A 20,003-nucleotide genomic window follows, 5' to 3' on the forward strand; every position below is an offset into this window, starting at 1 on the left:
AGGCAACCTGCCCCCCGACTCCAGCCCGTAGACGGCCTCGGCTCGCTTGTGGTCGCCGTGGATAACGCGTGCGACCCAGCCAGGCGGGGAGGTCGTGGCGGCTGCGCTCGATCTGGACGCGCAAGGCATGGCCGCCGAACGTGACCGGGGCAGCCTGCGCGCTCATGCCGCCACCCCCTGCCGCGTCCCACGGCGTCGGCCTGCCCAGAATCCGACAATGCGATGACGAGCCTCGGCGTGGGCGTAGGCGCGGCATGCGGCGAACACGGGGCATCCGGCACAGATCGGCACAAGGTCTTGGTTCGCGCTGTGTGCGCGCCCATCATCCACGAATCGGTCATCGCCCGCGCACGCCGGAGCAGAGACCGTCAGCGCGGCGCTGAGAGCCTCCCAAGCGTGCGCGGCGGTCATGTCGAGGCCTCGGCGATGAGGTCGGCGAGGTCGGCCAGGGTCATGACGGCGTATGCCTTGCTGATCGGCTTCGAGTTGCGATAGGCGACGAGAACGCCGCGGTGTGCGCCCGCGATGCCTGCGGCGCGGCGCGTGCTGTCCAAGCTCGGCCCCCAGCGGCCCGGATCGGCGCTAGTCACGTCCACATACCAGCCCTCGGGCACGCCGAGGATGTCGGGCGCTGGAGTGGTCTGAGGGGCAGCGAACGTCTCGGAGAGCTTGCGGCGGGGCGTGCGTGGTGTCGGGCGTGCATCGTCGTGACCGTGGAGGCGGAGCACGAGCGCGACCGACTCGGCGAGGGCGGCGTGCCGCGTGGCGTTGCGCTTGTCGGCCATGGTCAGCGCGTCCGATCCACGAGGCCACGGGCGCGGCGCTCGGCCTGCTCGCGGGCCTGGCGCTCGGTGTAGTGCTCGGCGATGTCCACGCTCTGCGAGGTCGTGGGGCCGTCTCCGTACACCCGCTGAACCTCGGCGCGAGCTGCGGCGCGTTCCTCGGGGTCTGACACTGCCCACGCGCGGCGGCGGGCGCTCTCCCGCTCGGCCTGCCACTCAGGATCGCCATAGACCCATCGCGGCTCAGTCGCGGGCCACTCGCCGCGCCCAATCCTGCCGTCGGGGTCGTCCACGCGATCCAGCCACGACGTGCCGTCAGCACTCACGCTGCGCTCGATCATGTCGGCGGTCAGCTTCAGCGACGCTCCACGCACGCGGACATCGCCAAAGGCCGTCACGGCCTTGCGGAAGTGGATCACATCGCCCGGTGTGAGCTTGCCGCCCGGCGTCGTCACCCGCTTCGGGGTCGTGTTCTCGGTAGTCATGATTCCTCCTCGGCATCGGCGGACAGGTGCCAGGCAAGCGCCGCCTCGTACTGTGCGCGGGCCTCTGTGTCGTCCGTGTCTGTGATTGCGCACTCCAGCAAGGCGCGTACGTGGTCGGTCATGCGGTGGTCTCCAGTCGTGGCGGTGAATCATGAATCCTGCGGGCACGGTCTCGAACGTTCGCGGCCCACGCCGTACGGCCCATCTGCTCGAACGCAGAGGCGAAAGCCTCGGCGGCGTTGAGGTCGGTCTGCACGGTCAGCAAGACGGCCCCGGTCAGGTCGTCGGCGTCGTGCAGGTTGGCCAGCGCGTCTGCACGGACGATGCCCAGCCGGTCGGCCAGAATCGCAAGCGTCTGCTCCTCCGCCTTGCCTGCTGCGAGAGCCAACCGTGCGTCGTTGCTCTCGTCAGCCTCGCGGCGAATGTCGCGGGCGGCGTCCGCAATGTCAAGCAAGCGAGCCGCGATGCCCAGAGCGGGAGTGCCGGTCACTGCCTCCATGGCCTCGCGCACCTGCGGGGCGACGTGGCCGCGAACGTGACGGCGCATGGACTCAGGTGAAACGGCGTGCTGCCTCGCAATGCCCCGGATCGAGTACTCACCCGTTGCTAGGTCAGCCTCGATGCGGGCGCGGTCAGGATGCGAGCACACGACGCAACGACGGCCCACCGTGCGGGGCTGCTGCTGCAGGTCTGCGCTCATACATTGTGATATCGACCAACAGGCCCAAAATCGCGACGATTCGCAAGAAGTCGTGCCGCTACGACCGTTCGCCGTCGTCCTCCGGCTCCAGGTCGCTGTGGAACTCATAGCCGCGTTCCTCCAGCGTCGGGAGGCCGATGCTCGTGCTCCTCCAGCCAGGCTTCCACTTCGGCGAGGCTCGCCCGTTTCAGGACGTAGGCATCGTCGTTGTAGCCGTCGCTGTCGTCGGTAGCGACTGCTGCACCGGGACGCGGTGCCCAAAACGTCGGGCCTGTCGCTTCAGCCTCAGCCCGAGGTACTCAACGTATCGCCCGAGCAAAATGAGTCCTGCGGCCCTCCTCGGCAGCGGTGTGTTCGGTGCTCATGATGTCTCCCCTGGTCTGGCCCAGAGTGGGGCCACTTGTTCTACGCCGATGCGATGCGCTCAGCCAGGGTGGAGACGAGATTCATGAATCGTCCCTAGAAGTGAAAGTGGGCAGACCGGTGCTCATGAGATTGAGATTGAGGCTCTGGGGCTGCGGAGACTAGGAAACCCTGCGGATGCTGGGCATAGGCCCCCTACCCCCAAGCGTCCGAGCTAATCCAGTCGCTGGGAGAGGTGAACCCACGCCCTCCCGCTTGGGGTTCCGTCATCCGCGCTCTGCGTCCGACTGAGGCCCTGCGCCGGATGGCCTTGCTAGAGGTTCGCGGCGCTCGCTGGAGAGGCTGGGGGCGTCTCTCGACGCCAGGCCCCACGGTGTCCCGTGGGGACGATGATCGCGCCGGTCGGATCGAGTGTCAAGCTCGGTGCGATACGCCCCAAGAAAAGACCAGATCAAGTAGGTATCAGATGTCCGAACTAAGGTGAGCGGTGATCAGGTTAACGATTCACGCAATGACAACACTCGGCGGGACGAGCCGTCGGGCGGAGCATCCGCGCAACCTAGCTCTTCTGTTCCAGGAACCGCCGAGTCTCTCGCTCAGTCCGTACGCGAACCAAAACACCGCTTTGAGTGCGCCTGACTGGTCTTCCGCTCGCTCGGTACCAGATGACTCCTCTTGAGTCGTGGAACTGAATGTCCGGGTAGAGCGTTTGTGGGGCAGACCAGCGCGAACGCTCCCAAATAAACTCAACTTCGACAGCACCGTCTGGCTCGACGAAGCCGAACCCTGTGACCGCCGCAGATGGGTCCTTTCCCGACAGCCTCCCAACGTCCACGAAGACGCTTGAGATGAGTTCCTTGCTCGCGTTCCGGACTACGACGCGCGACCATGCATGATCGCATTCCAACCGCGTGCTCTTTTGAAGCACCGTCTGGCCGTCGTCGATGAGGATCATTTCGCGTGCTTGATTCGGACCAATCCGCTCGCCGGCGAGGTACTGGCCGCTCTTCGCCACCGTCGCATAGACGAGGCGCGCCTGCTCCTCTCGCTTATCTTTGACGTTCCGCCGATAGGTGCTGGTCGCGACCAACAGCGCGAGCAGTCCGCCCAGCGTCGCAAGCCAGCTTCGCCAGGCATCCCACTGTTCCGGCGACATCAGGCCAAGGAACCAATCGAGCATCTTCCGAGCTTGGCAGACACCGTCCTGATCGATCTAGCGCAAGTACTGGAGCGTTCCCAACCCTCGGGTTACATGTCATCAGCGCGCCAGGGTTGCCATCGTCGCGATCGCGTACTCGGCCGTGGCGGCGCCGGACTCGTCGGCGAACAGCACGGCGGCGCGTCGACGCGTGAGCGGGGGGAGGGCGGGGCGGGTGGTTCGAGTCATGGTGACTCCTCTCTTTCGATGGTGATGAGCACGGCAGGCGGGAGGAGGCGCACGCCCTAGAAGACGACGGGCGCGGAGGAGAGCACCGACAGCATCATCGGCCCCACTCCGAGGAGGAGAAACGCCGGCAGCGTGCAGACACCGAGCGGGAGGAGCAACCGGGCCCCCAGCCTGGCCGCCTGCAATCGCCCCTCGGTGCGAGCGAGTCGCCGCTGGTCCCCCGCCTCGGCGCGCAGCAGTTCTGCGGCCGGAGCGCCGGAGGCGCGGGAGAGGTCGAGGACGCTCGTCGCGCGCTCCCGCACCGTCGTACAGCCCGACGTCTCGCAGACCTCGAGGGCGCGGTCGATCGACACCCCTCCGCTCAAAGCGATGGCGAGCAGGTCACATTCCCACCCGGGCGCGCCAGGAGCCGGTTGCGCCCGGCGTACCAGAAGCGTCGACCATCGACGCGCCGCGATCATCAAGACGGCGCCCGCGACGACGCAGCCGATACCGACCGGCTGGGTCACTGTGGCGGCGAGATCGAAGCCGAACGCGACGACGAGCACTACCCCCAGGAGCGGGAGCCAGGAGATCACTCGGGCGGTCGTCGCCGGCTCGGCGAGCGCCACCGCCACGTCGTCACGCGCCTGATCCGCATCGCGCAGCGCCTCCGCCGTACCTCGCAGGCTGTCGGACAACGGCGCCCCCACGGTGGTGGCCACGCGCCACGCCACGGCGACGTCACGCCACGCTCCGCCGCGCCGGTCCATCACCTCGGCGATTCCCGCGGCCGACGTGTCCCGCCGACTCCACGTCTCCTGCGCCGAGCCGGGCCCGATGCCCTGGTCTCCCACGTGCTCCCACGCGCGAGCGGGCGCCACGCCCGCCTGCAGCAGCACGGCCAGTCGGTGCACCTGCGCGGCGACCGAGGCCGTCGACGATCCGGCACTGGACGCACCATCGGAGGTGCCCGGAGCCTCCCCAGTGCCATGGGCGGCCGCGGTTCGGGGGCGACGTCGGGCGAGAGCGCGGCGATGCGACCCCCTCATCGCACGTCTTCCACGGCGAGCCGTCCCTGACGCACGACCGGACGCGCGATGCCGGTGATCCGCCGGACGCCGTCTCTGTGGCGCTCGACATGGACGATCGCGTCGATGGCGCTCACCACCTGCCGGGCGACGGCATGGTCGTCCATTCCCGCAGCCGCCCCCAGCGCCTCCAGTCGCGCGGGCACATCTGCAAGGCCGCTCGCGTGCACCGTGCCGGCGCCGCCGTCGTGGCCGGTGTTGAGCGCCGTCAGGAGCTCGCGGACCTCCGGCCCACGACACTCGCCCACTACGAGGCGGTCGGGTCGCATGCGCAGGGCTTCCCGGACAAGACGGTCGAGACCCACCGCACCGGCGCCCTCGAGATTGGGCTGACGCGCTTCCAACCGGACGTGGTGGGGATGATCGATCCGCAACTCGGCGACGTCTTCGATCGTGACGATCCGCTCGCCCGGCGGAACGACGCCGAGGAGCGCCGCCAGCAAGGTCGTCTTTCCCGCACCGGTGGCGCCGGTGACGAGCAGATTGGCGCGCCCGTCCACGAGCTCCCTCAGCCGAAGCTCCGAGTCGGCGTCGAACATGCCGCGCGAGCCGAGATCGGCAAGGGTGGGACGATCCGCCGAGGGAAGCCGGATGGAGATCGCGGCGCCCGTGCATGAGACCGGCGCGAGCACGGCATGGACGCGGACCCCGTCCTCCCACCGGACATCCACGAGAGGTGTCAGGTCGTCGAGGTGACGTCCGCCGATGCCGATCAGGGCCACGGCGAGATCCCGCACCGCGCGGTCGTCCGCCTGCCACGTGGAGATGTGCTCGGCGCCGCGGCCGCGATCGACGAACAGCCCATCGGTGCCGTTGACGAACACATCGGTGACCTCGGGATCGGCCAAGTACGCGGCGAGCGACGCCACGGCGGGGTGGTCCGGGAGCCGGCGGGCCGCGGGAGACACCTGGGGAGACGGGCCCCGATCACGCGCGCGGTCACCGCGACGCCCACCCGCCTCTGCCCGCGTCGTCGATCCCGCCGACCGGGAGGCGGGCGAGGATCGAAGCTCCCCGCGGGGGCGGACGACGAACGGTTCGGGCATGTCCCCGACGCTAGATCGCCCGCCGCGGCCGCGTCCCTTCTTCCCCCGCCCCGTGGACAGACGACGGCGACGACCCAGCTGGGGAGGACTGGGGCCGGCGCCGGAGGGCGGCGACCGGTAGACAAGGAGATGGGCGGCACCCTTAGGGGGAGAAGGGTACCGCCCGAAACAGCGGCCGCTACGGGGGATGGCAGACCGCTGTTGTGCCAGAATCTGAGTTCGGCCGCGACCGAGCTTACGCAACGCCTCGCTCAGGTCCAAACAAGCCCGGGGCGTGGCGGCCCGATATATCGGCCTGATCCCGGGCCCTGCACGCGGCCGCGGTACCCCACTATCGGAGGTAGTCGGGGGTCCGCATTCCCGGATAAATTGTGCCGATCGTCTCGGCGTCAGCGCGCCGTCCCGCAACACGCACAGCCGCAAAGGAGCGAGCATGAGCAGTCAGATCGACCACCTGCTGACCGAGTCCCGTCGATTCGCGCCGAGCGAGGAGTTCGCCCGCAACGCCGTGGCCACGGCCGATCTGTACGCGGAGGCGGAAGCCGATCGCGAGGCGTTCTGGGCCCGACAGGCCAGAGAGCTGCACTGGCACACGCCGTTCACCCAGGTCCTCGACTGGTCGAATCCGCCGTTCGCGCAGTGGTTCACCGATGGCGAGATCAATGTCGCGTACAACTGCCTCGACCGCCACGTGGACGCGGGTCTCGGCGATCGGGTGGCCCTGTTGTGGGAAGGCGAGCCGGGAGACGAGCGCCGGATCACGTATGGCGAGCTGACCGAGGAGGTCAAGAGAGTCGCCAACGTCCTCGCCGGCCTCGGTGTCGGACAGGGCGATCGTGTGGCGATCTACATGCCGATGATCCCCGAGGCCATCGCGGCGATGCTCGCCGTCGCCCGCCTCGGTGCGATCCACTCCGTCATCTTCGGCGGATTCTCGGCCGATAGCCTCCGCACGCGGATCGACGATGCGGGAGCGCGCGTGGTGATCACCGCCGATGGCGGCTATCGGAAGGGCCGCGTGTCGCCTCTCAAACCGGCGGTCGACCAGGCGCTGTCCGACCGGGGTGCGGGTGTGCAGGAGACCGTCGAACACGTCCTCGTCGTCCGTCGGACGGGCAACGAGGTGGGCTGGAACGCAGACCGCGACCTCTGGTGGCACGACGTCGTCCCCGCCGCGTCCGCAGAGCACGAGGCACAGCCCTTCCCCGCCGAGAACCCCCTCTTCATCCTCTACACGTCGGGGACGACCGGGAAACCCAAGGGCATCCTCCACACCAGCGGCGGCTACCTCACCCAAGCGGCCTTCACCAACAAGGTCGTCCACGATCTCCACCCCGAGTCCGACGTCTTCTGGTGCACCGCCGACATCGGGTGGATCACAGGGCATTCGTATGTGACCTACGGCCCGCTCGCCAACGCGGCGACGCAGGTTCTCTACGAGGGAACGCCCGACACCCCGCACCCCGGCCGCTGGTGGGAGCTCGTTCAGAAGTACGGCGTGACGATCCTGTACACAGCGCCCACCGCGATCCGCTCGTTCATGAAGCTCGGCCGTGCCATCCCCCAGCAGTTCGACCTCTCATCCCTCCGCCTGCTCGGATCGGTCGGTGAGCCCATCAACCCCGAGGCCTGGATGTGGTATCGCAAGGTGATCGGCGGCAAGACGGCCCCGATCGTGGACACCTGGTGGCAGACCGAGACCGGAGCGATCATGGTGTCGGCACTTCCGGGCGTCACCGAGACCAAGCCGGGATCGGCTCAGGTACCGCTTCCCGGCATCGCCGTCGACGTCGTGGACGAGGACGGCGCCCACGTCGGGAACGGGAACGGCGGGCTCCTCGTTCTCACCCAGCCCTGGCCGAGCATGCTCCGGGGTATCTGGGGCGACCCCGACCGATTCCGCGAGACGTACTGGGAGAAGTTCGAGAAGCAGGGCTACTACTTCGCCGGCGACGGAGCGCGCTTGGACGATGACGGCGACGTCTGGTTCCTCGGCCGGGTCGACGACGTGATGAACGTGTCGGGCCATCGACTGTCCACGACCGAGATCGAGTCGGCGCTGGTGGGCAACGAGGCCGTCGCCGAGGCAGCCGTGGTCGGAGCCTCGGACGAGACCACCGGCCAGGCCGTGGTCGCGTTCGTCATCATCAAGCAGAGCTATCTCGACGCGCACTCGCCGGAGGGCCTTGCCGGCACGCTCCGGGCGTGGGTCGGCGAACAGATCGGGCCGATCGCGCGGCCACGCGACGTTTACATCGTCGGCGAGCTTCCCAAGACGCGGTCGGGCAAGATCATGCGGCGCCTCCTGCGTGACGTAGCCGAGGGCCGCGAGGTGGGCGACACCACGACGCTCGCCGACACCGCGGTGATGAGCGTCATCTCCGCACAGGTGAAGTGACCCGCGTCGCCCATCGACCACGTTCCTCCGCCGAGCACAACAGCGGACGCGGAGACTGACACGCCGACACTCCGCGCGGGAAGCACGGTGTGTCGACGCGGAGATCCGCCGTTGTGTCACGCCTCGGACCCAGCGTCCGCCATGGCGCCACGAGCTCGGACGGGGGCGAGGCAGGTGGATGCTCCCGTCGCGGGCGCGGCAGACTGGAGGGATGGACCCGGCGCCCTACGAGATCCGCCCGCTGCGACGAGACGAGCGGGAGGGAGCCGAGTTCGACGCCCTCGTGTGGCGCGCGGCGGAGGTCGACGCCGAGGCGCGGGCGAGAATCGTGGACGAAGAGCTCACGAGGATGGCCGTGTGGGGAGCTGTCGGGCGCGACGGCACGATTCTGGCCTTCGCGGCCTACGACGAGACGCCTGACGCGGTGCACCTGGAGTACATCGCGACCTCCGAGCGTGCGGAAGGTCATGGCATCGGACGGGCGCTGATCCAGTCGATCCGCACCCGGAACGTCGGCAGCGCGGTCCATGCCGAGACGGACGACGACGCCGTGGGGTTCTATCGTCGACTCGGGTTCACGATCTCACCGCGCGTGGGACGCGACCCCCGATGGCCCGACCGGCCACGCTACGACTGCGAACTGCCCGGCGAGCCCGACGGCATCGACGGTCGGCCGGCGTAGCGCCCAGGACGACGAAGGGCTCAGGACAGCGCGAAGATGACCTCGACCTCGACCGGGCTGTCGAGAGGGAGGACGGGAACGCCCACGGCCGAGCGAGCGTGCCGTCCGGCCTCGCCGAAGATCTCGCCGAGCACTTCGCTGGCGCCGTTGATGACCCCGGGCTGGCCCGTGAAATCGGGAACCGACGAGACGAACCCGGTGACCTTGACCACCCGAGCCAGGCGATCGACGCCCCCGGCGACGTCCGCTGCCGCGGCGAGGGCGTTCAGCGCGCACTGCCGCGCATAGTCCTTGGCATCGGCTGCGGGCACCAGCCCATGCCCCTCGCCGACCTTTCCGGTGGCCGGCAGCGCACCGGCGATCATCGGAAGCTGGCCCGAGGTGTAGACGAGGTCGCCGTGGACGGTGGCCGGGATGTACGCCGCCACCGGCGGGACGACCGCCGGCAGCTCGATGCCGAGCTCGGACAGGCGTGCGGAGATCGTCATCGCTGTCCCTCCTCGGTGGGGAACTGCTGAGCTGCCACGGCCGCGGCACCCAGTCCGGCGTTGGCAGCACCGCCGCCCACCGGCCGCTTGAAGTAGGCGACCAGTCCCCCCTCGGGGCCCGGCACGACCTGCACGAGCTCCCAGCCCTGCTTGCCCCAGTTGTTGAGGATCGCGGCGGTGTTGTGGATCAGAAGAGGAGTGGTGAGGTACTCCCACGTGGTCATCGGTACTCCCGTTCGAGGGCGCGGATCGTCGCGGCATGCGGGGATCACCGAGCCTTCGCCCAGCTACCTCCCTTACGATCAGCCTATGCCCCATGCGAAACGGACTGCCACTGGCGTGCTCGGAGGTCTCCTCGGTCTCATCGGACTGAGCACCGTGGCCGGCGTGTTGATCACCGCCACCGTGACCCCCGCGATCGCCGTCTCCGGCTACGCGGCGTCGAGCGCGATCACGATGTTCAACAACATGCCGAACTATCTGAAGATCGAGAAGCTCATGCTTCCGACCAAGCTCTACAAGAAGAACGACGAGGACAAGTACGTCCTCATGGCACAGTTCTACGACCAGAACCGCATCCCGGTGACCTCCGACAAGATCGCCGGCGTGATGAAGGACGCGATCCTCTCCAGCGAGGACAAGAACTTCTACGAACACGGCGGCGTCGACCTCTTCGGCACGATCAAGGCGCTCGCGGGCAACGCCTCCGGAAGCAGCACGCGCGGTGGCTCCACCATCACCCAGCAGTACGTGAAGAACGTGCTGCAGCAGAACTGCGAGCGCAAGGCCACCTCCCAGGAGGAGGTCAAGAAGTGCTACCTCGAGACCACCGTCAACGACGGCCCGGAGGGCTACCAGCGCAAGCTGCAGGAGATGCGCTACGCGATCCAGCTCGAGAAGGAGAACGAGAAGGACGACATCCTCACCGGGTACCTGAACATCGCCTCGTTCGGCGGTCAGGTCTACGGTGTGGGCGCGGCCGCCCGCTACTACTTCGACACGACGGCCGCCAAGCTGACGTTGCCGCAGGCCGCCACGATCGCCGGAATGGTGCAGGAGCCCAACAGCTTCCGCATCGACATGAAGGGCGGCTCGGTCACGACGAAATCGGGCGACAAGGTCAACAGCGAGGAAGACGGCTACGCGCTCACCAAGAAGCGCCGCGACTACGTGCTCAACCGGATGAAGATCGACGGGAAGATCACGGAGGCCGAGTACACCGAGGCGGTCGAGTCGCCGATCACGCCCAAGATCAAGAAGACCCAGCAGGGCTGCAAGCAGGCCAAGGACGCCGAGTTCTTCTGCGACTACGTGACGCACATCATCAAGAACGACCCCGCCTTCGGCGAGACCGACGACGAGCGCGCCGCGGCCCTTCGTCGCGGCGGCCTGAAGGTCTACACGACCCTGGACTACGACCTGCAGAAGGCGGCCTCCTCCGCCATCTCGATCGTGGAACCGCGCGTGGACTACATGAACCTCGGCGCGTCCGGCATCCAGGTGGAAGTCGGGACGGGGCGCATCCTCTCGATGGTGCAGAACCGCGGCTACGACGCGGCGGCCACCGAGAAGAACGGCGAGACCACGGCCGTCAACTACAACGTCCGCGCGAAGGACGGCGGTGGGGCGGGTCACTCCGCGGGATCGACGTACAAGGTGTTCAGCCTCATCAACTGGCTGCAGCAGGGCAACTCCGTCAACGCCTACCTGAACGGCCGCGTGGGAACCAAGACCGTCGAGATCTGCGACGGCGCCACCCAGACGGTGGAGACCGGCTCGGGCAAGGACCGGTTCGGTCAGAACAAGATCGGCAACTTCGAAGGCAACCGGGGCTACACGGGCACCATCTACAACTTCACGAAGGACTCCCTCAACTCCGGGTTCATCGCGATGGCGGAGAAGATCTCGGTCTGCAGCACCAACAAGGTGGCCGGGCAGATGGGCGTGACCTGGGGTGACGGAACACCGCTGACGAGCGTTCCCTCGTGGTCGAACGACCCGTCCAACGCGCCGTACAACGTGCTCGGGTCCTCCGCCGTCGCGCCGATCGACATGGCTCAGGCCTACGCCGCGATCGCCGCGAAGGGCACCCTGTGCGAATCCAAGTCGATCGACCGCGTCGTCGACGCCGAGGGCAACGAGCAGCCCATCCCGGACACGAAGTGCGAGCGGGCCATCAGCGAGGACGTCGCGGCAACGGCTGCCTACACGCTCCAGGGCGTCATGCAGGGCAACGGAACGGGCTCGGGAGCACGGACGTTCGACGGCACGCCGATCTTCGGAAAGACCGGTATCCACCAGTTCCTCCACACGTGGATGGACGGATCCAGCAGCAAGGTGACGACCGTCGTCTGGGTGGGCAACGTCGAGGGCGACGAGCGCCTTGAGAACCACTACATGGCGGGCTACCGACTCTCCCGCATCCGTAACAGCATCTGGCCGAACATGCAGCGTGCCGCCAATGCCAAGTACGGCGGCGAGGCGTTCCCGAAGCCTCCGCAGGACCTCATCAAGCGTCAGCTGGTCGACCTCCCGAGTGTGATCGGGATGACCGTCGACGATGCCACCCGCACGCTGCGCGCGGCCGGGTTCTCGGTGACCGTGGGCGACGCCGTCAACTCGACCGAGACCGCGGGCACCATCGTGGAGCAGAGCCCCGGCGCCGGCCGAGTGGCGGGTGGGACGAACGTCACCATCTCCCCCAGCAACGGCCAGGGAGTGACGGTGCCGTCGGTGGGAGGAACCCCTGCCGAGGCCGAGAACCAGTTGCGAGGGGCCGGGTTCAGCCGGTTCGCCCAGCAGTGCAGCGAGGCAGACGGCGCGCCCGAGCAGGGCGTCGTCACGGGGACCGACCCTGCCGCGGGCAGCGTCGTCGGACGAGACGACACGATCACCATCAAGTTCCAGGCGGCCTCGTGCGGCGGCAACGGCGGAGCCCCCGGCAATGAGGGTCCCGGCAACGGCAACGGACGCGGAGGCAACGGCTGAGCGCGTACGACCCGCAACGCACCGCCCTCACGGCTCTCGGAGTCGTGGGGGCGGTCGGCGTAGGGTCAGCGATCTGGGGCGTCGGGATCGAGCGCTACCTGTTCACCGTGCGGCGACACACCGTGGCCGTCCTTCCTCCGGGGGCGTCGCCCCTGACCGTGCTCCACCTCTCCGACGCGCACATGGCACCCTGGCAGCGACGCAAGCAGAGCTGGATCGCCCGTATCGCCGACAGCGTGCAACCGGACTTCGTGATCAACACCGGAGACAACCTCGGGCACGCCGACGGGCTGAGCGGGATTCGCCGCGCCTTCGCCCCGTTGCGTGGCGTTCCGGGCGTCTTCGTGCACGGCTCCAATGACGTCGTCGGCCCTGCCCCGCGCAACCCCTTCGGCTACTTCATGGGCCCTTCGGGGCACTCCCCGAAGGTGCAGAGCCTCGACACCGAGGCGATGGACGCGTTCTTCACGGATGACCTCGGCTGGACGCCCCTCCACAACTCCGCGGCACGCCTGACGGTGGCCGGAGTGCGTATCGACGCGTTCGGCGTCGATGACGCGCACCGTGACTGGGACGACCTCGACGCGCTCCCGCCATCGCTCGACCGCGTCCGACGGGGATCGTGGTGGCGGGGCGCCCCCGCAGCGGACTTCAGCCTGGGCGTCACGCACGCCCCCTATCGGCGCGTGCTGGACCGTTTCGTCGATCTCGGCGCCGACCTCATCGCGGGCGGACACACCCATGGCGGACAGGTGCGCGTGCCGTTCTCACGCAAGGCGCTCGTCGCGAACTGCGACATCCCGCTCGACCAAGCGCGCGGGCTCAGCACCTGGTCGCACGCCGGTCGCTCGGTCCCGCTCAACGTCAGCGCGGGCCTCGGCCACTCCATCTACACGCCGATCCGCTTCGGCTGCCGGCCGGAGGTCTCCGTCCTTCGACTGCTGCCGCGCGGGTGAGACCCGATTCGTTCTGAGCGCACGAACAGGGTAGACTCGGAGGGTTGCCACGGGGTGTGGCGCAGCTTGGTAGCGCGCTTCGTTCGGGACGAAGAGGCCGCAGGTTCAAATCCTGTCACCCCGACCGCAAGAGGCTCCGCCTGAGATCCGATCCCAGGCGGAGCTTTTCGCATCACCACGGATCCGGAGCTCGCGCCATGACCACGCCCCGCCTCGTCGCCTTCGACCTCGACGACACGCTGGCCCCGTCGAAGACGGCGATCTCGCCGCGGATGGGCCAGCTGCTCCTCGACCTCGCCACGCGCGTCGAGGTGGCCATCATCTCCGGCGGCCAGCTCCAGCAGTTCCAGTCGCAGGTCGTCGAGCGACTTCCCGACGCCGACGCCGACTCGCTCACGCCGTTCCACCTGCTGCCCACCTGTGGCACGCAGTACTACCGGCTGACCCCCGAGGGCGTCCGCACGGTGTACTCCCACCCGCTCACCGACGACGAGAAGCAGCGCGCCCTCGCAGCGGTGGAGGAGGAGGCACGCCGACTCGGCCTGTGGGAGTCGGAGACGTGGGGCGAGATCCTCGAGGATCGCGGTTCGCAGATCACCTTCTCGGCGCTGGGACAGTCCGCTCCTGTCGAGGCGAAGACGGCCTGGGATCCCACCGGCGCGAAGAAGAACACCCTCCGCGACGCCGTCGCCGCACGTATCCCCGACCTGGAGGTCCGCTCCGGAGGATCGACGTCGGTCGACATCACGCGGCGCGGCATCGACAAGGCCTACGGTATGCGTCGCCTCTCGGAGCAGACCGGGATCGCCCTGGACGACATGCTCTTCGTCGGCGACCGCCTCGACGAGCACGGCAACGACTACCCGGTTCTGGCGATGGGAGTCGCCTGCCACGCCGTCACCGGGTGGGAAGACACCGCCGCCTACCTCGAAGAGCTCATTCCGACCCTCCCCCGCCGCTGACCCTCGCGGGACGACCGGGCGCCCCGCCCCTGCCCGCCCCGCGAGCGGCACTCCTCAGCGAGCGCGAACAGGGGCCTCCGACGACGCCGTCACGGGAGCCAGTCGCCGCAGTTGCGTGACATGCCGGGGTTCCAGCTCCGCCAGCGTCGCGACGCCGAGCAGCTGCATCGTCCGCTCGATCTCGCTGCGGAGGATGGCGATGGTGCGGTCGACACCGCGCCGACCGCCCGCCATGAGTCCGTACAGATACGCCCGTCCGATGAGGGTGAACTTCGCGCCCAAGGCGATGGAGGCCACGATGTCCGCGCCGTTCATGATCCCGGTGTCGACCATGATCGTCGCGTCCGGGCCGACTTCCCGCACGACCTGCGGGAGGAGATGGAAGGGGATCGGCGCACGGTCGAGCTGACGGCCGCCGTGGTTGGACAAGACGATGCCGTCGACGCCGAGATCGACCAGGCGCACCGAGTCGGCCACGTTCTGCACGCCCTTGACGACGATCTTTCCGGGCCACATCTCGCGGATCACGGCCAGATCCTCGTAGCTGATCGTGGGGTCCATGGCCGCGTTCAAGAGCTCGCCGACCGTGCCACCGGTCGTCGTGAGCGAGGCGAACTCGAGCTTGGGCGTGGTCAGGAAGTCGATCCACCACCACGGACGCGGGATCGCGTTGACGATCGTGCCGACGGTCAGCTGGGGAGGAATCGAGAACCCGTTGCGCTTGTCGCGCAGGCGCGCCCCCGCGACCGGGGTGTCGACGGTGAACATCAAGGTGTCGAATCCGGCGTCGGCCGCGCGCTTCACGAGCCCGTAGGAGATCTCTCGCTGCCGCATGACATACAGCTGGAACCAGTTGCGGCCCGCGGGATTGGCGGCCCGGACGTTCTCGATCGAGGTGGTGCCCAGCGTCGAGAGCGTGAAAGGAATGCCCGCCGCCGCGGCGGCGGACGCCCCGGCGATCTCGCCCTCGGTCTGCATGAGCCGCGTGAACCCGGTCGGAGCGATTCCGAAGGGGAGCGCGGAGGGGCCACCGAGGATCTCGACCGAGGTGTCCACGTTCTCGGCGGGACGAAGGATGTCGGGGTGGAACTCGATGTCCTCGAACGCCTGACGCGCGCGCGCCAGCGAGAGCTCGCCCTCCGCGGCGCCGTCGGTGTAGTCGAAGGCCGCCTTCGGTGTGCGCCTCTGGGCGATCCTGCGCAGATCCGCGATCGTGAGGGCGGAATCCAGTCGGCGCTTCGTGGCGTCGAGCTCCGGCTTCTTGAACTGCATGAGCTCGAGCAGTTCGGGGATCTTGGGCAGCTGGCGCTGAACCATGCGGGGTGACATCTCTCTCGTCAGGAAACGGGGTGGGCGGGGATCACTGAAGGGCGGGCGGGGCCGGAAGGCCGGCGTCGGCGTAGTAGCCGGTGATGTGCGCGCGCACGAGCGTGCGGGCCCGATCCGCCTCGCCCGCCTCGATCGCGGCGAGGATGTCGGCGTGCTCGTGACGCAGTCGCGCCGAGGTCGCCTCCCAATCGGGGATGCGCTCCGCGCCGGCGCGGATGTAGCTCTCGATCGTCGTGCGCAGACCCGCCATGGTGGCCGCGACCACGACGTTTCCCGCCGCATCGGTGAGGCGCAGGTGGAACTGGGTGTCGAGCGCGAGAAACTCCTCCGCCGTCAGCCCCTCGGCCTCCATCGCGTCGAGAGTGGCGTGCGCTTCCGCGAGGTCGACGTCCGCACCATCGGCGAGGTGTGCAACGGCCCACTCCTCGAGGAGGAGCCGGGTCTCGTAGACATCGGGGATCGGGAAGCCCTGCGCCGCGACCTGCAAACGCAGGAACTGGGCGAGCCCGCCGTGGGGCGTCGCCGTCACGATCGCGCCGGCGGTCGGCCCGGATCCCGTGCCGGTGCGGATCAGCCCCATGACCTCGAGCACACGCAGCGCCTCGCGCACACTGGAGCGCCCCACGCCGAGCGTCGTCGCGAGCTCCCGTTCCGGCTGGATGCGATCGCCGGGACCGAGCCGCCCCTCCAGCAGATCGGACTCGATCTTCTCGAGTACCACGCGCCAGGCGCGCGCCGGAGTGCTCTCTGGCATTGATCCCCCTCGGACCGTGTCGGAACCGCAATGTCAGACCACATTAGTCCCGGTGGTCTGACCTTGCAAACCCGGTGCGCTCGACTCTCGAACGTGCTACGGGGTGCGGACAGAGGTCAGCTCAGCCGGCCACCCGACTCGCGCAGATAGCACTCGGCGCACATCGACTCGTACGTCACCCGCGCGGCGCTCAGCTCGTCGATCGCGACCTGATCGCCATCGAAGACGAATCGGCCGCCGACCAGACGTGCGTTGAACAGGGCCTTCCGGCCGCACCGGCAGATGGTCTTGAGCTCCTCGAGGCTGTGCGCCAGCTCCATCAGCCGCGCCGACCCGGGAAAGGCCCGGGTCTGGAAGTCGGTGCGGATGCCGTAGGCGAGCACCGGGATACGATCCTCGACGACGATGCGCAGGAGGTCGTCGACCTGGTCGGGGGTGAGGAACTGCGCCTCATCGATGAGAAGGCAGGCAACATCGGGGCGGGAGCCCGTGGCCGACGACTCCGGGATGAGCGCTTCTTGCTCGGCCTGCTCCCTCACGCGCGCGCGATGCTCGGCGAACACGGCGCGGACATCGTCGTCGGGAGTGATGAGGAAGTCGACGAGACGCTCGACTCCGAGGCGACTGGAGATCTGGTCGGCACCCTTGGTGTCGATCTCGGGCTTGGCCAACAAGACGTGCTGGCCGCGCTCCTCGTAGTTGTACGCGGCCTGCAGCAGAGCCGTCGACTTCCCCGAGTTCATCGCTCCGTAGCGGAAGTAGAGTTTGGCCACCGCACGAGTCTATTGGCACTCCTCGACGCCGTTCCGCTCTGGGCCGGGAGGCGGACGAAAGGTCGCGGCCGGCGGACACCGGCCGGGCCTGAGAGCGTCAGATCTTCGTCAGCGGTTGATGTGGAGCACGGCGGCGGTCTCGGTCAGAGACGCGTCTGCCACTTCCGGTCGGGTGTTAAGGGTGTCTCCGTAGCTGGGGATGAGCTCGCGCAGCGTCGGCTCCCACTCCCCCATCCGGTCAGGGAAGCATGTGCGCAGCAGGTTCAGCATGATCGACGCCGCGGTGGACGCCCCCGGCGATGCTCCCAGCAGCCCCGCGATCGATCCGTCGGCGGAGCTGACCACCTCGGTGCCGAACTGCAGCACACCGCCCTTCTCCGGATCCTTCTTCATCACCTGCGCGCGCTGGCCCGCCTGGAGGAGCTCCCAGTCCTCGTCGCGCGCCGTCGGCATGAAGTCGCGCAGCGACTCCACCTTCTTGGCGTGGTTCTTCAGCAGTTCGGAGACGAGGTACTTGATCAGCCCGGGGTTGTCGACGGCGACCTTCAGCATCGGCCAGAGATTGCCCGGACGCACCTGGGCGACGATGTCGGTGACGCGGCCGTTCTTCAGGAACTTGGGGCTGAACGTCGCGAACGGACCGAACAGCAGCGATGCCTCACCGTCGACGACGCGGGTGTCCAGGTGCGGCACCGACATGGGCGGCGCGCCCACCGAGGCCTGCGAGTACACCTTCGCCCGATGCTGGGCGACCAGCTCCGGGTTGGACGTCTTCAGCCACTGACCACCGATCGGGAACACGCCGTATCCCTTGATCTCGGGGATCCCGGACCGCTGCAGGAGCTTGATGGCCCAACCGCCGGCGCCGACGAAGACGAAGCGCGCGCGCAGGCTCCCGGGGGTCTTGCCGAGCGAGTGCCGGTAGGAGACCTTCCAGGTGCCGTCGGCGAGCTTCTTCAGGCCGCGCACCTCACGATTCGTGACGACGTCGACGCCTTGCTCCGAAAGGTGCGAGAAGAGCTGGCGGGTGAGCGCACCGAAGTCCACATCCGTGCCGGCCGGCACGCGCGTCGCGGCGAAGGGCTCACCCTTGCGGCGCTGCTTCATCAGCAGCGGCGCCCACTGGTGGATGACCCGTGAATCCTCGGAGTACTCGATCCCGGCGAACAGCGGCTGGTCCTTGAGCGCCTCGTAGCGCTTCTTGAGGTAGGCGACGTCTTTCTCGCCGCGGACGAACGTCATGTGCGGGGTGGCGTTGATGAACGTCGACGGCTCATCGAGCACGCCCCGCTCCACGAGCGACGCCCACAGCTGGCGGCTCTGCTGGAACTGCTCGTTGATGCCGACGGCCTTGGCCGGGTCGACCGAGCCGTCAGGCGCCTCGGGCATGTAGTTGAGCTCACACAGGGCCGCGTGCCCCGTCCCGGCGTTGTTCCAGGCGTTCGACGACTCCTGGGCCACCTCGGACAGCCGCTCGCAGACGACGATCTTCCACTCCGGCTGCAGCTGCTTGAGGAGGGTACCGAGGGTGGCGCTCATGATGCCACCGCCGATCAGGACGACGTCGACTGGTTCACTCACGATTGACCAGTCTAGGCCCGGGAGCTGGCTACACCGCGGTCGCGAGGCGGGCCGCGACCAGCTCGGCGATCTGGACGGCGTTCAGCGCCGCACCCTTGCGCAGGTTGTCGTTGCTGATGAACAGCACGAGCCCCTTGCCCGCCGGCGCCGACTGGTCGGCGCGGATACGGCCGACGAAGCTCGGGTCCTTGCCCGCCGCCTGCAGGGGCGTCGGGACCTCGTCGAGCACCACTCCTGGTGCGGCGGCGAGGACCTCGCGCGCCCGCTCCGGCGTGAGCTCGCGGTCGAACTCGGCGTGAATGGACAGCGAGTGGCCCGTGAAGACCGGCACCCGCACGCACGTCCCGGCGACGAGGAGGTCGGGCAGCTCGAGGATCTTGCGGCTCTCGTTGCGGAGCTTCTTCTCCTCATCGGTCTCGTTCTCGCCGTCGTCGACGAGGTTCCCGGCGAGCGGAATGACGTCGAACGCAATGGGCGCCACGTACTTCTCCGGCTGCGGGAAGTCGACGGCGGAACCATCGTGCACGAGATCCAGGGTGTGCCCCTGAGCGAGAACCCCCTCGACCTGGCCCAGCAGTTCCTGCGCACCGGCGAGACCAGATCCCGACACCGCCTGGTAGGTGCTGACGATGAGACGCGTGAGCCCGGCCTCGGCGTCGAGGGGCTTCAGGACCGGCATGGCCGCCATCGTGGTGCAGTTGGGGTTGGCGATGATCCCCTTGGGCGGGTTGACCGCCGCGTGCGGATTGACCTCACTGACCACGAGCGGAACCTCGGGGTCCATGCGCCACGCGCTCGAGTTGTCGATGACCACGGCACCGGCCTCGGCGAACCGCGGGGCGTGGGCGCGCGAGCCGGTGGCTCCGGCGCTGAACAGGGCGATGTCGATGCCGGACGGGTCGGCGGTCGCGACATCTTCGACGATGACCTCGTGGCCCGCGAACTCGACGGCGGTGCCGGCGCTGCGGGCGGTCGCGAACAGTCGGAGCTCGCGAATCGGGAAGTCGCGCTCGATCAGGATCTCGCGCATGACCGTCCCGACCTGGCCGGTGGCGCCGACGACGGCGACGGAGAGTCCGGATTCGGAGATGCGGGTCATGGCGGTGTCCTTCGAGGGTGCGGAATCGTGCGGGGCAGCGGCCCGTCGGGGCGGGTCCCGTGCACGGAGGTGGCGCCGACAGCCGGGGCTCGGGGAGCCGATCGGCGTGGCGTTGTGGCGATTGTACCGGCCGCGGCGAGGCCCTCGTCCCATGTTGCGA

The 20,003-nt window shown here is 68.5% G+C and carries 20 protein-coding genes and 1 tRNA gene; 6 read left to right on the plus strand and 15 right to left on the minus strand.

Annotation, left to right across the window (positions count from 1 at the left end; all coding sequences use genetic code 11):
• Positions 1 to 162: 162 nt before the first annotated feature.
• The 8 genes from QM591_RS12210 to QM591_RS12245 form a co-directional block, all read right to left on the minus strand.
• Complete coding sequence (locus QM591_RS12210) at positions 163 to 411, minus strand: WhiB family transcriptional regulator (RefSeq protein WP_415132667.1); 249 nt, start codon at positions 409 to 411, stop codon at positions 163 to 165.
• Entirely contained in the window at positions 408 to 785 is a 378-nt protein-coding gene (locus QM591_RS12215; protein ID WP_415132668.1) for a hypothetical protein, read from the minus strand. The genes QM591_RS12210 and QM591_RS12215 overlap by 4 nt, the downstream gene beginning before the upstream one ends.
• Positions 786 to 787: 2 nt before the next feature.
• Complete coding sequence (locus tag QM591_RS12220) at positions 788 to 1,267, minus strand: hypothetical protein (RefSeq protein ID WP_415132669.1); 480 nt, start codon at positions 1,265 to 1,267, stop codon at positions 788 to 790.
• A gap of 118 nt (positions 1,268 to 1,385) precedes the next feature.
• Complete coding sequence (locus QM591_RS12225; RefSeq protein ID WP_415132670.1) at positions 1,386 to 1,967, minus strand: hypothetical protein; 582 nt, start codon at positions 1,965 to 1,967, stop codon at positions 1,386 to 1,388.
• Between the two features lie 922 nt (positions 1,968 to 2,889).
• On the minus strand, positions 2,890 to 3,510 hold the full coding sequence (locus QM591_RS12230; protein ID WP_415132671.1) for a hypothetical protein: 621 nt from the start codon (positions 3,508 to 3,510) through the stop codon (positions 2,890 to 2,892).
• 78 nt (positions 3,511 to 3,588) lie between these two features.
• Positions 3,589 to 3,717 (minus strand): hypothetical protein, encoded by a 129-nt coding sequence (locus tag QM591_RS12235; protein ID WP_415132672.1) that lies wholly within the window; start codon positions 3,715 to 3,717, stop codon positions 3,589 to 3,591.
• 56 nt (positions 3,718 to 3,773) lie between these two features.
• Complete coding sequence (locus QM591_RS12240; RefSeq protein WP_415132673.1) at positions 3,774 to 4,748, minus strand: type II secretion system F family protein; 975 nt, start codon at positions 4,746 to 4,748, stop codon at positions 3,774 to 3,776.
• Entirely contained in the window at positions 4,745 to 5,833 is a 1,089-nt protein-coding gene (locus tag QM591_RS12245; protein WP_415132674.1) for a TadA family conjugal transfer-associated ATPase, read from the minus strand. The genes QM591_RS12240 and QM591_RS12245 overlap by 4 nt, the downstream gene beginning before the upstream one ends.
• Before the next feature lie 433 nt (positions 5,834 to 6,266).
• On the opposite strand from QM591_RS12245, the gene acs reads away from it, so the two are divergent.
• A complete protein-coding gene (gene acs / locus QM591_RS12250; RefSeq protein ID WP_415132675.1) occupies positions 6,267 to 8,231 on the plus strand; it encodes an acetate--CoA ligase in 1,965 nt (654 codons plus the stop codon).
• A 211-nt stretch (positions 8,232 to 8,442) separates the two neighbouring features.
• Entirely contained in the window at positions 8,443 to 8,913 is a 471-nt protein-coding gene (locus QM591_RS12255; protein WP_415132676.1) for a GNAT family N-acetyltransferase, read from the plus strand.
• Positions 8,914 to 8,933: 20 nt separating this feature from the next.
• Here the strand turns inward: QM591_RS12255 and QM591_RS12260 are convergent, their stop codons facing one another.
• Positions 8,934 to 9,401, minus strand: a complete 468-nt coding sequence (locus QM591_RS12260) for a RidA family protein (RefSeq protein WP_415132677.1) — start codon at positions 9,399 to 9,401, stop codon at positions 8,934 to 8,936.
• Complete coding sequence (locus QM591_RS12265) at positions 9,398 to 9,625, minus strand: hypothetical protein (RefSeq protein WP_415132678.1); 228 nt, start codon at positions 9,623 to 9,625, stop codon at positions 9,398 to 9,400. The genes QM591_RS12260 and QM591_RS12265 overlap by 4 nt, the downstream gene beginning before the upstream one ends.
• Positions 9,626 to 9,710: 85 nt before the next feature.
• On the opposite strand from QM591_RS12265, the gene QM591_RS12270 reads away from it, so the two are divergent.
• The 4 genes from QM591_RS12270 to QM591_RS12285 all read left to right on the plus strand — a co-directional run bounded on the left by QM591_RS12270 (position 9,711) and on the right by QM591_RS12285 (position 14,307).
• Positions 9,711 to 12,389 carry a transglycosylase domain-containing protein gene (locus tag QM591_RS12270; RefSeq protein ID WP_415132679.1) on the plus strand — a complete coding sequence of 893 codons (2,679 nt, stop codon included), beginning with the start codon at positions 9,711 to 9,713 and terminating at the stop codon, positions 12,387 to 12,389.
• A 44-nt stretch (positions 12,390 to 12,433) separates the two neighbouring features.
• Entirely contained in the window at positions 12,434 to 13,345 is a 912-nt protein-coding gene (locus tag QM591_RS12275; protein WP_415132680.1) for a metallophosphoesterase, read from the plus strand.
• A 50-nt stretch (positions 13,346 to 13,395) separates the two neighbouring features.
• Positions 13,396 to 13,469 (plus strand) — tRNA-Pro (locus QM591_RS12280).
• 73 nt (positions 13,470 to 13,542) lie between these two features.
• The gene (locus tag QM591_RS12285) at positions 13,543 to 14,307 is read left to right on the plus strand and encodes an HAD-IIB family hydrolase (protein ID WP_415132681.1); all 765 of its coding nucleotides are present in this window, start codon (positions 13,543 to 13,545) and stop codon (positions 14,305 to 14,307) included.
• 54 nt (positions 14,308 to 14,361) lie between these two features.
• On the opposite strand, the gene QM591_RS12290 is transcribed toward QM591_RS12285, so the two are convergent.
• The 5 genes from QM591_RS12290 to QM591_RS12310 all read right to left on the minus strand — a co-directional run bounded on the left by QM591_RS12290 (position 14,362) and on the right by QM591_RS12310 (position 19,843).
• Positions 14,362 to 15,624 (minus strand): alpha-hydroxy-acid oxidizing protein, encoded by a 1,263-nt coding sequence (locus tag QM591_RS12290; protein WP_415132682.1) that lies wholly within the window; start codon positions 15,622 to 15,624, stop codon positions 14,362 to 14,364.
• Positions 15,625 to 15,667: 43 nt separating this feature from the next.
• On the minus strand, positions 15,668 to 16,390 hold the full coding sequence (locus QM591_RS12295) for a FadR/GntR family transcriptional regulator (RefSeq protein WP_415132683.1): 723 nt from the start codon (positions 16,388 to 16,390) through the stop codon (positions 15,668 to 15,670).
• A 116-nt stretch (positions 16,391 to 16,506) separates the two neighbouring features.
• On the minus strand, positions 16,507 to 17,163 hold the full coding sequence (locus tag QM591_RS12300) for a thymidine kinase (RefSeq protein ID WP_415132684.1): 657 nt from the start codon (positions 17,161 to 17,163) through the stop codon (positions 16,507 to 16,509).
• Between the two features lie 108 nt (positions 17,164 to 17,271).
• Positions 17,272 to 18,744, minus strand: coding sequence for a malate:quinone oxidoreductase (locus QM591_RS12305; protein ID WP_415132685.1), 1,473 nt, complete (start codon positions 18,742 to 18,744; stop codon positions 17,272 to 17,274).
• A gap of 28 nt (positions 18,745 to 18,772) precedes the next feature.
• Positions 18,773 to 19,843: an aspartate-semialdehyde dehydrogenase gene (locus QM591_RS12310; protein ID WP_415132686.1), complete on the minus strand. Its 1,071-nt coding sequence runs from the start codon at positions 19,841 to 19,843 to the stop codon at positions 18,773 to 18,775.
• Positions 19,844 to 20,003: the final 160 nt, after the last annotated feature.

The sequence above is a fragment of the Microbacterium sp. genome (assembly GCF_047607225.1).
Lineage (GTDB): Bacteria > Actinomycetota > Actinomycetes > Actinomycetales > Microbacteriaceae > Microbacterium.

Bases quoted from the DNA above. Each gene is read 5' to 3' on its own strand.
- QM591_RS12210 (WP_415132667.1), bottom strand. From the start codon at position 411: ATGACCGCCGCGCACGCTTGGGAGGCTCTCAGCGCCGCGCTGACGGTC.
- QM591_RS12215 (WP_415132668.1), bottom strand. From the start codon at position 785: ATGGCCGACAAGCGCAACGCCACGCGGCACGCCGCCCTCGCCGAGTCG.
- QM591_RS12220 (WP_415132669.1), bottom strand. From the start codon at position 1,267: ATGACTACCGAGAACACGACCCCGAAGCGGGTGACGACGCCGGGCGGC.
- QM591_RS12225 (WP_415132670.1), bottom strand. From the start codon at position 1,967: ATGAGCGCAGACCTGCAGCAGCAGCCCCGCACGGTGGGCCGTCGTTGC.
- QM591_RS12230 (WP_415132671.1), bottom strand. From the start codon at position 3,510: ATGCTCGATTGGTTCCTTGGCCTGATGTCGCCGGAACAGTGGGATGCC.
- QM591_RS12235 (WP_415132672.1), bottom strand. From the start codon at position 3,717: ATGACTCGAACCACCCGCCCCGCCCTCCCCCCGCTCACGCGTCGACGC.
- QM591_RS12240 (WP_415132673.1), bottom strand. From the start codon at position 4,748: ATGAGGGGGTCGCATCGCCGCGCTCTCGCCCGACGTCGCCCCCGAACC.
- QM591_RS12245 (WP_415132674.1), bottom strand. From the start codon at position 5,833: ATGCCCGAACCGTTCGTCGTCCGCCCCCGCGGGGAGCTTCGATCCTCG.
- acs (WP_415132675.1), top strand. From the start codon at position 6,267: ATGAGCAGTCAGATCGACCACCTGCTGACCGAGTCCCGTCGATTCGCG.
- QM591_RS12255 (WP_415132676.1), top strand. From the start codon at position 8,443: ATGGACCCGGCGCCCTACGAGATCCGCCCGCTGCGACGAGACGAGCGG.
- QM591_RS12260 (WP_415132677.1), bottom strand. From the start codon at position 9,401: ATGACGATCTCCGCACGCCTGTCCGAGCTCGGCATCGAGCTGCCGGCG.
- QM591_RS12265 (WP_415132678.1), bottom strand. From the start codon at position 9,625: ATGACCACGTGGGAGTACCTCACCACTCCTCTTCTGATCCACAACACC.
- QM591_RS12270 (WP_415132679.1), top strand. From the start codon at position 9,711: ATGCCCCATGCGAAACGGACTGCCACTGGCGTGCTCGGAGGTCTCCTC.
- QM591_RS12285 (WP_415132681.1), top strand. From the start codon at position 13,543: ATGACCACGCCCCGCCTCGTCGCCTTCGACCTCGACGACACGCTGGCC.
- QM591_RS12290 (WP_415132682.1), bottom strand. From the start codon at position 15,624: ATGGTTCAGCGCCAGCTGCCCAAGATCCCCGAACTGCTCGAGCTCATG.
- QM591_RS12295 (WP_415132683.1), bottom strand. From the start codon at position 16,390: ATGCCAGAGAGCACTCCGGCGCGCGCCTGGCGCGTGGTACTCGAGAAG.
- QM591_RS12310 (WP_415132686.1), bottom strand. From the start codon at position 19,843: ATGACCCGCATCTCCGAATCCGGACTCTCCGTCGCCGTCGTCGGCGCC.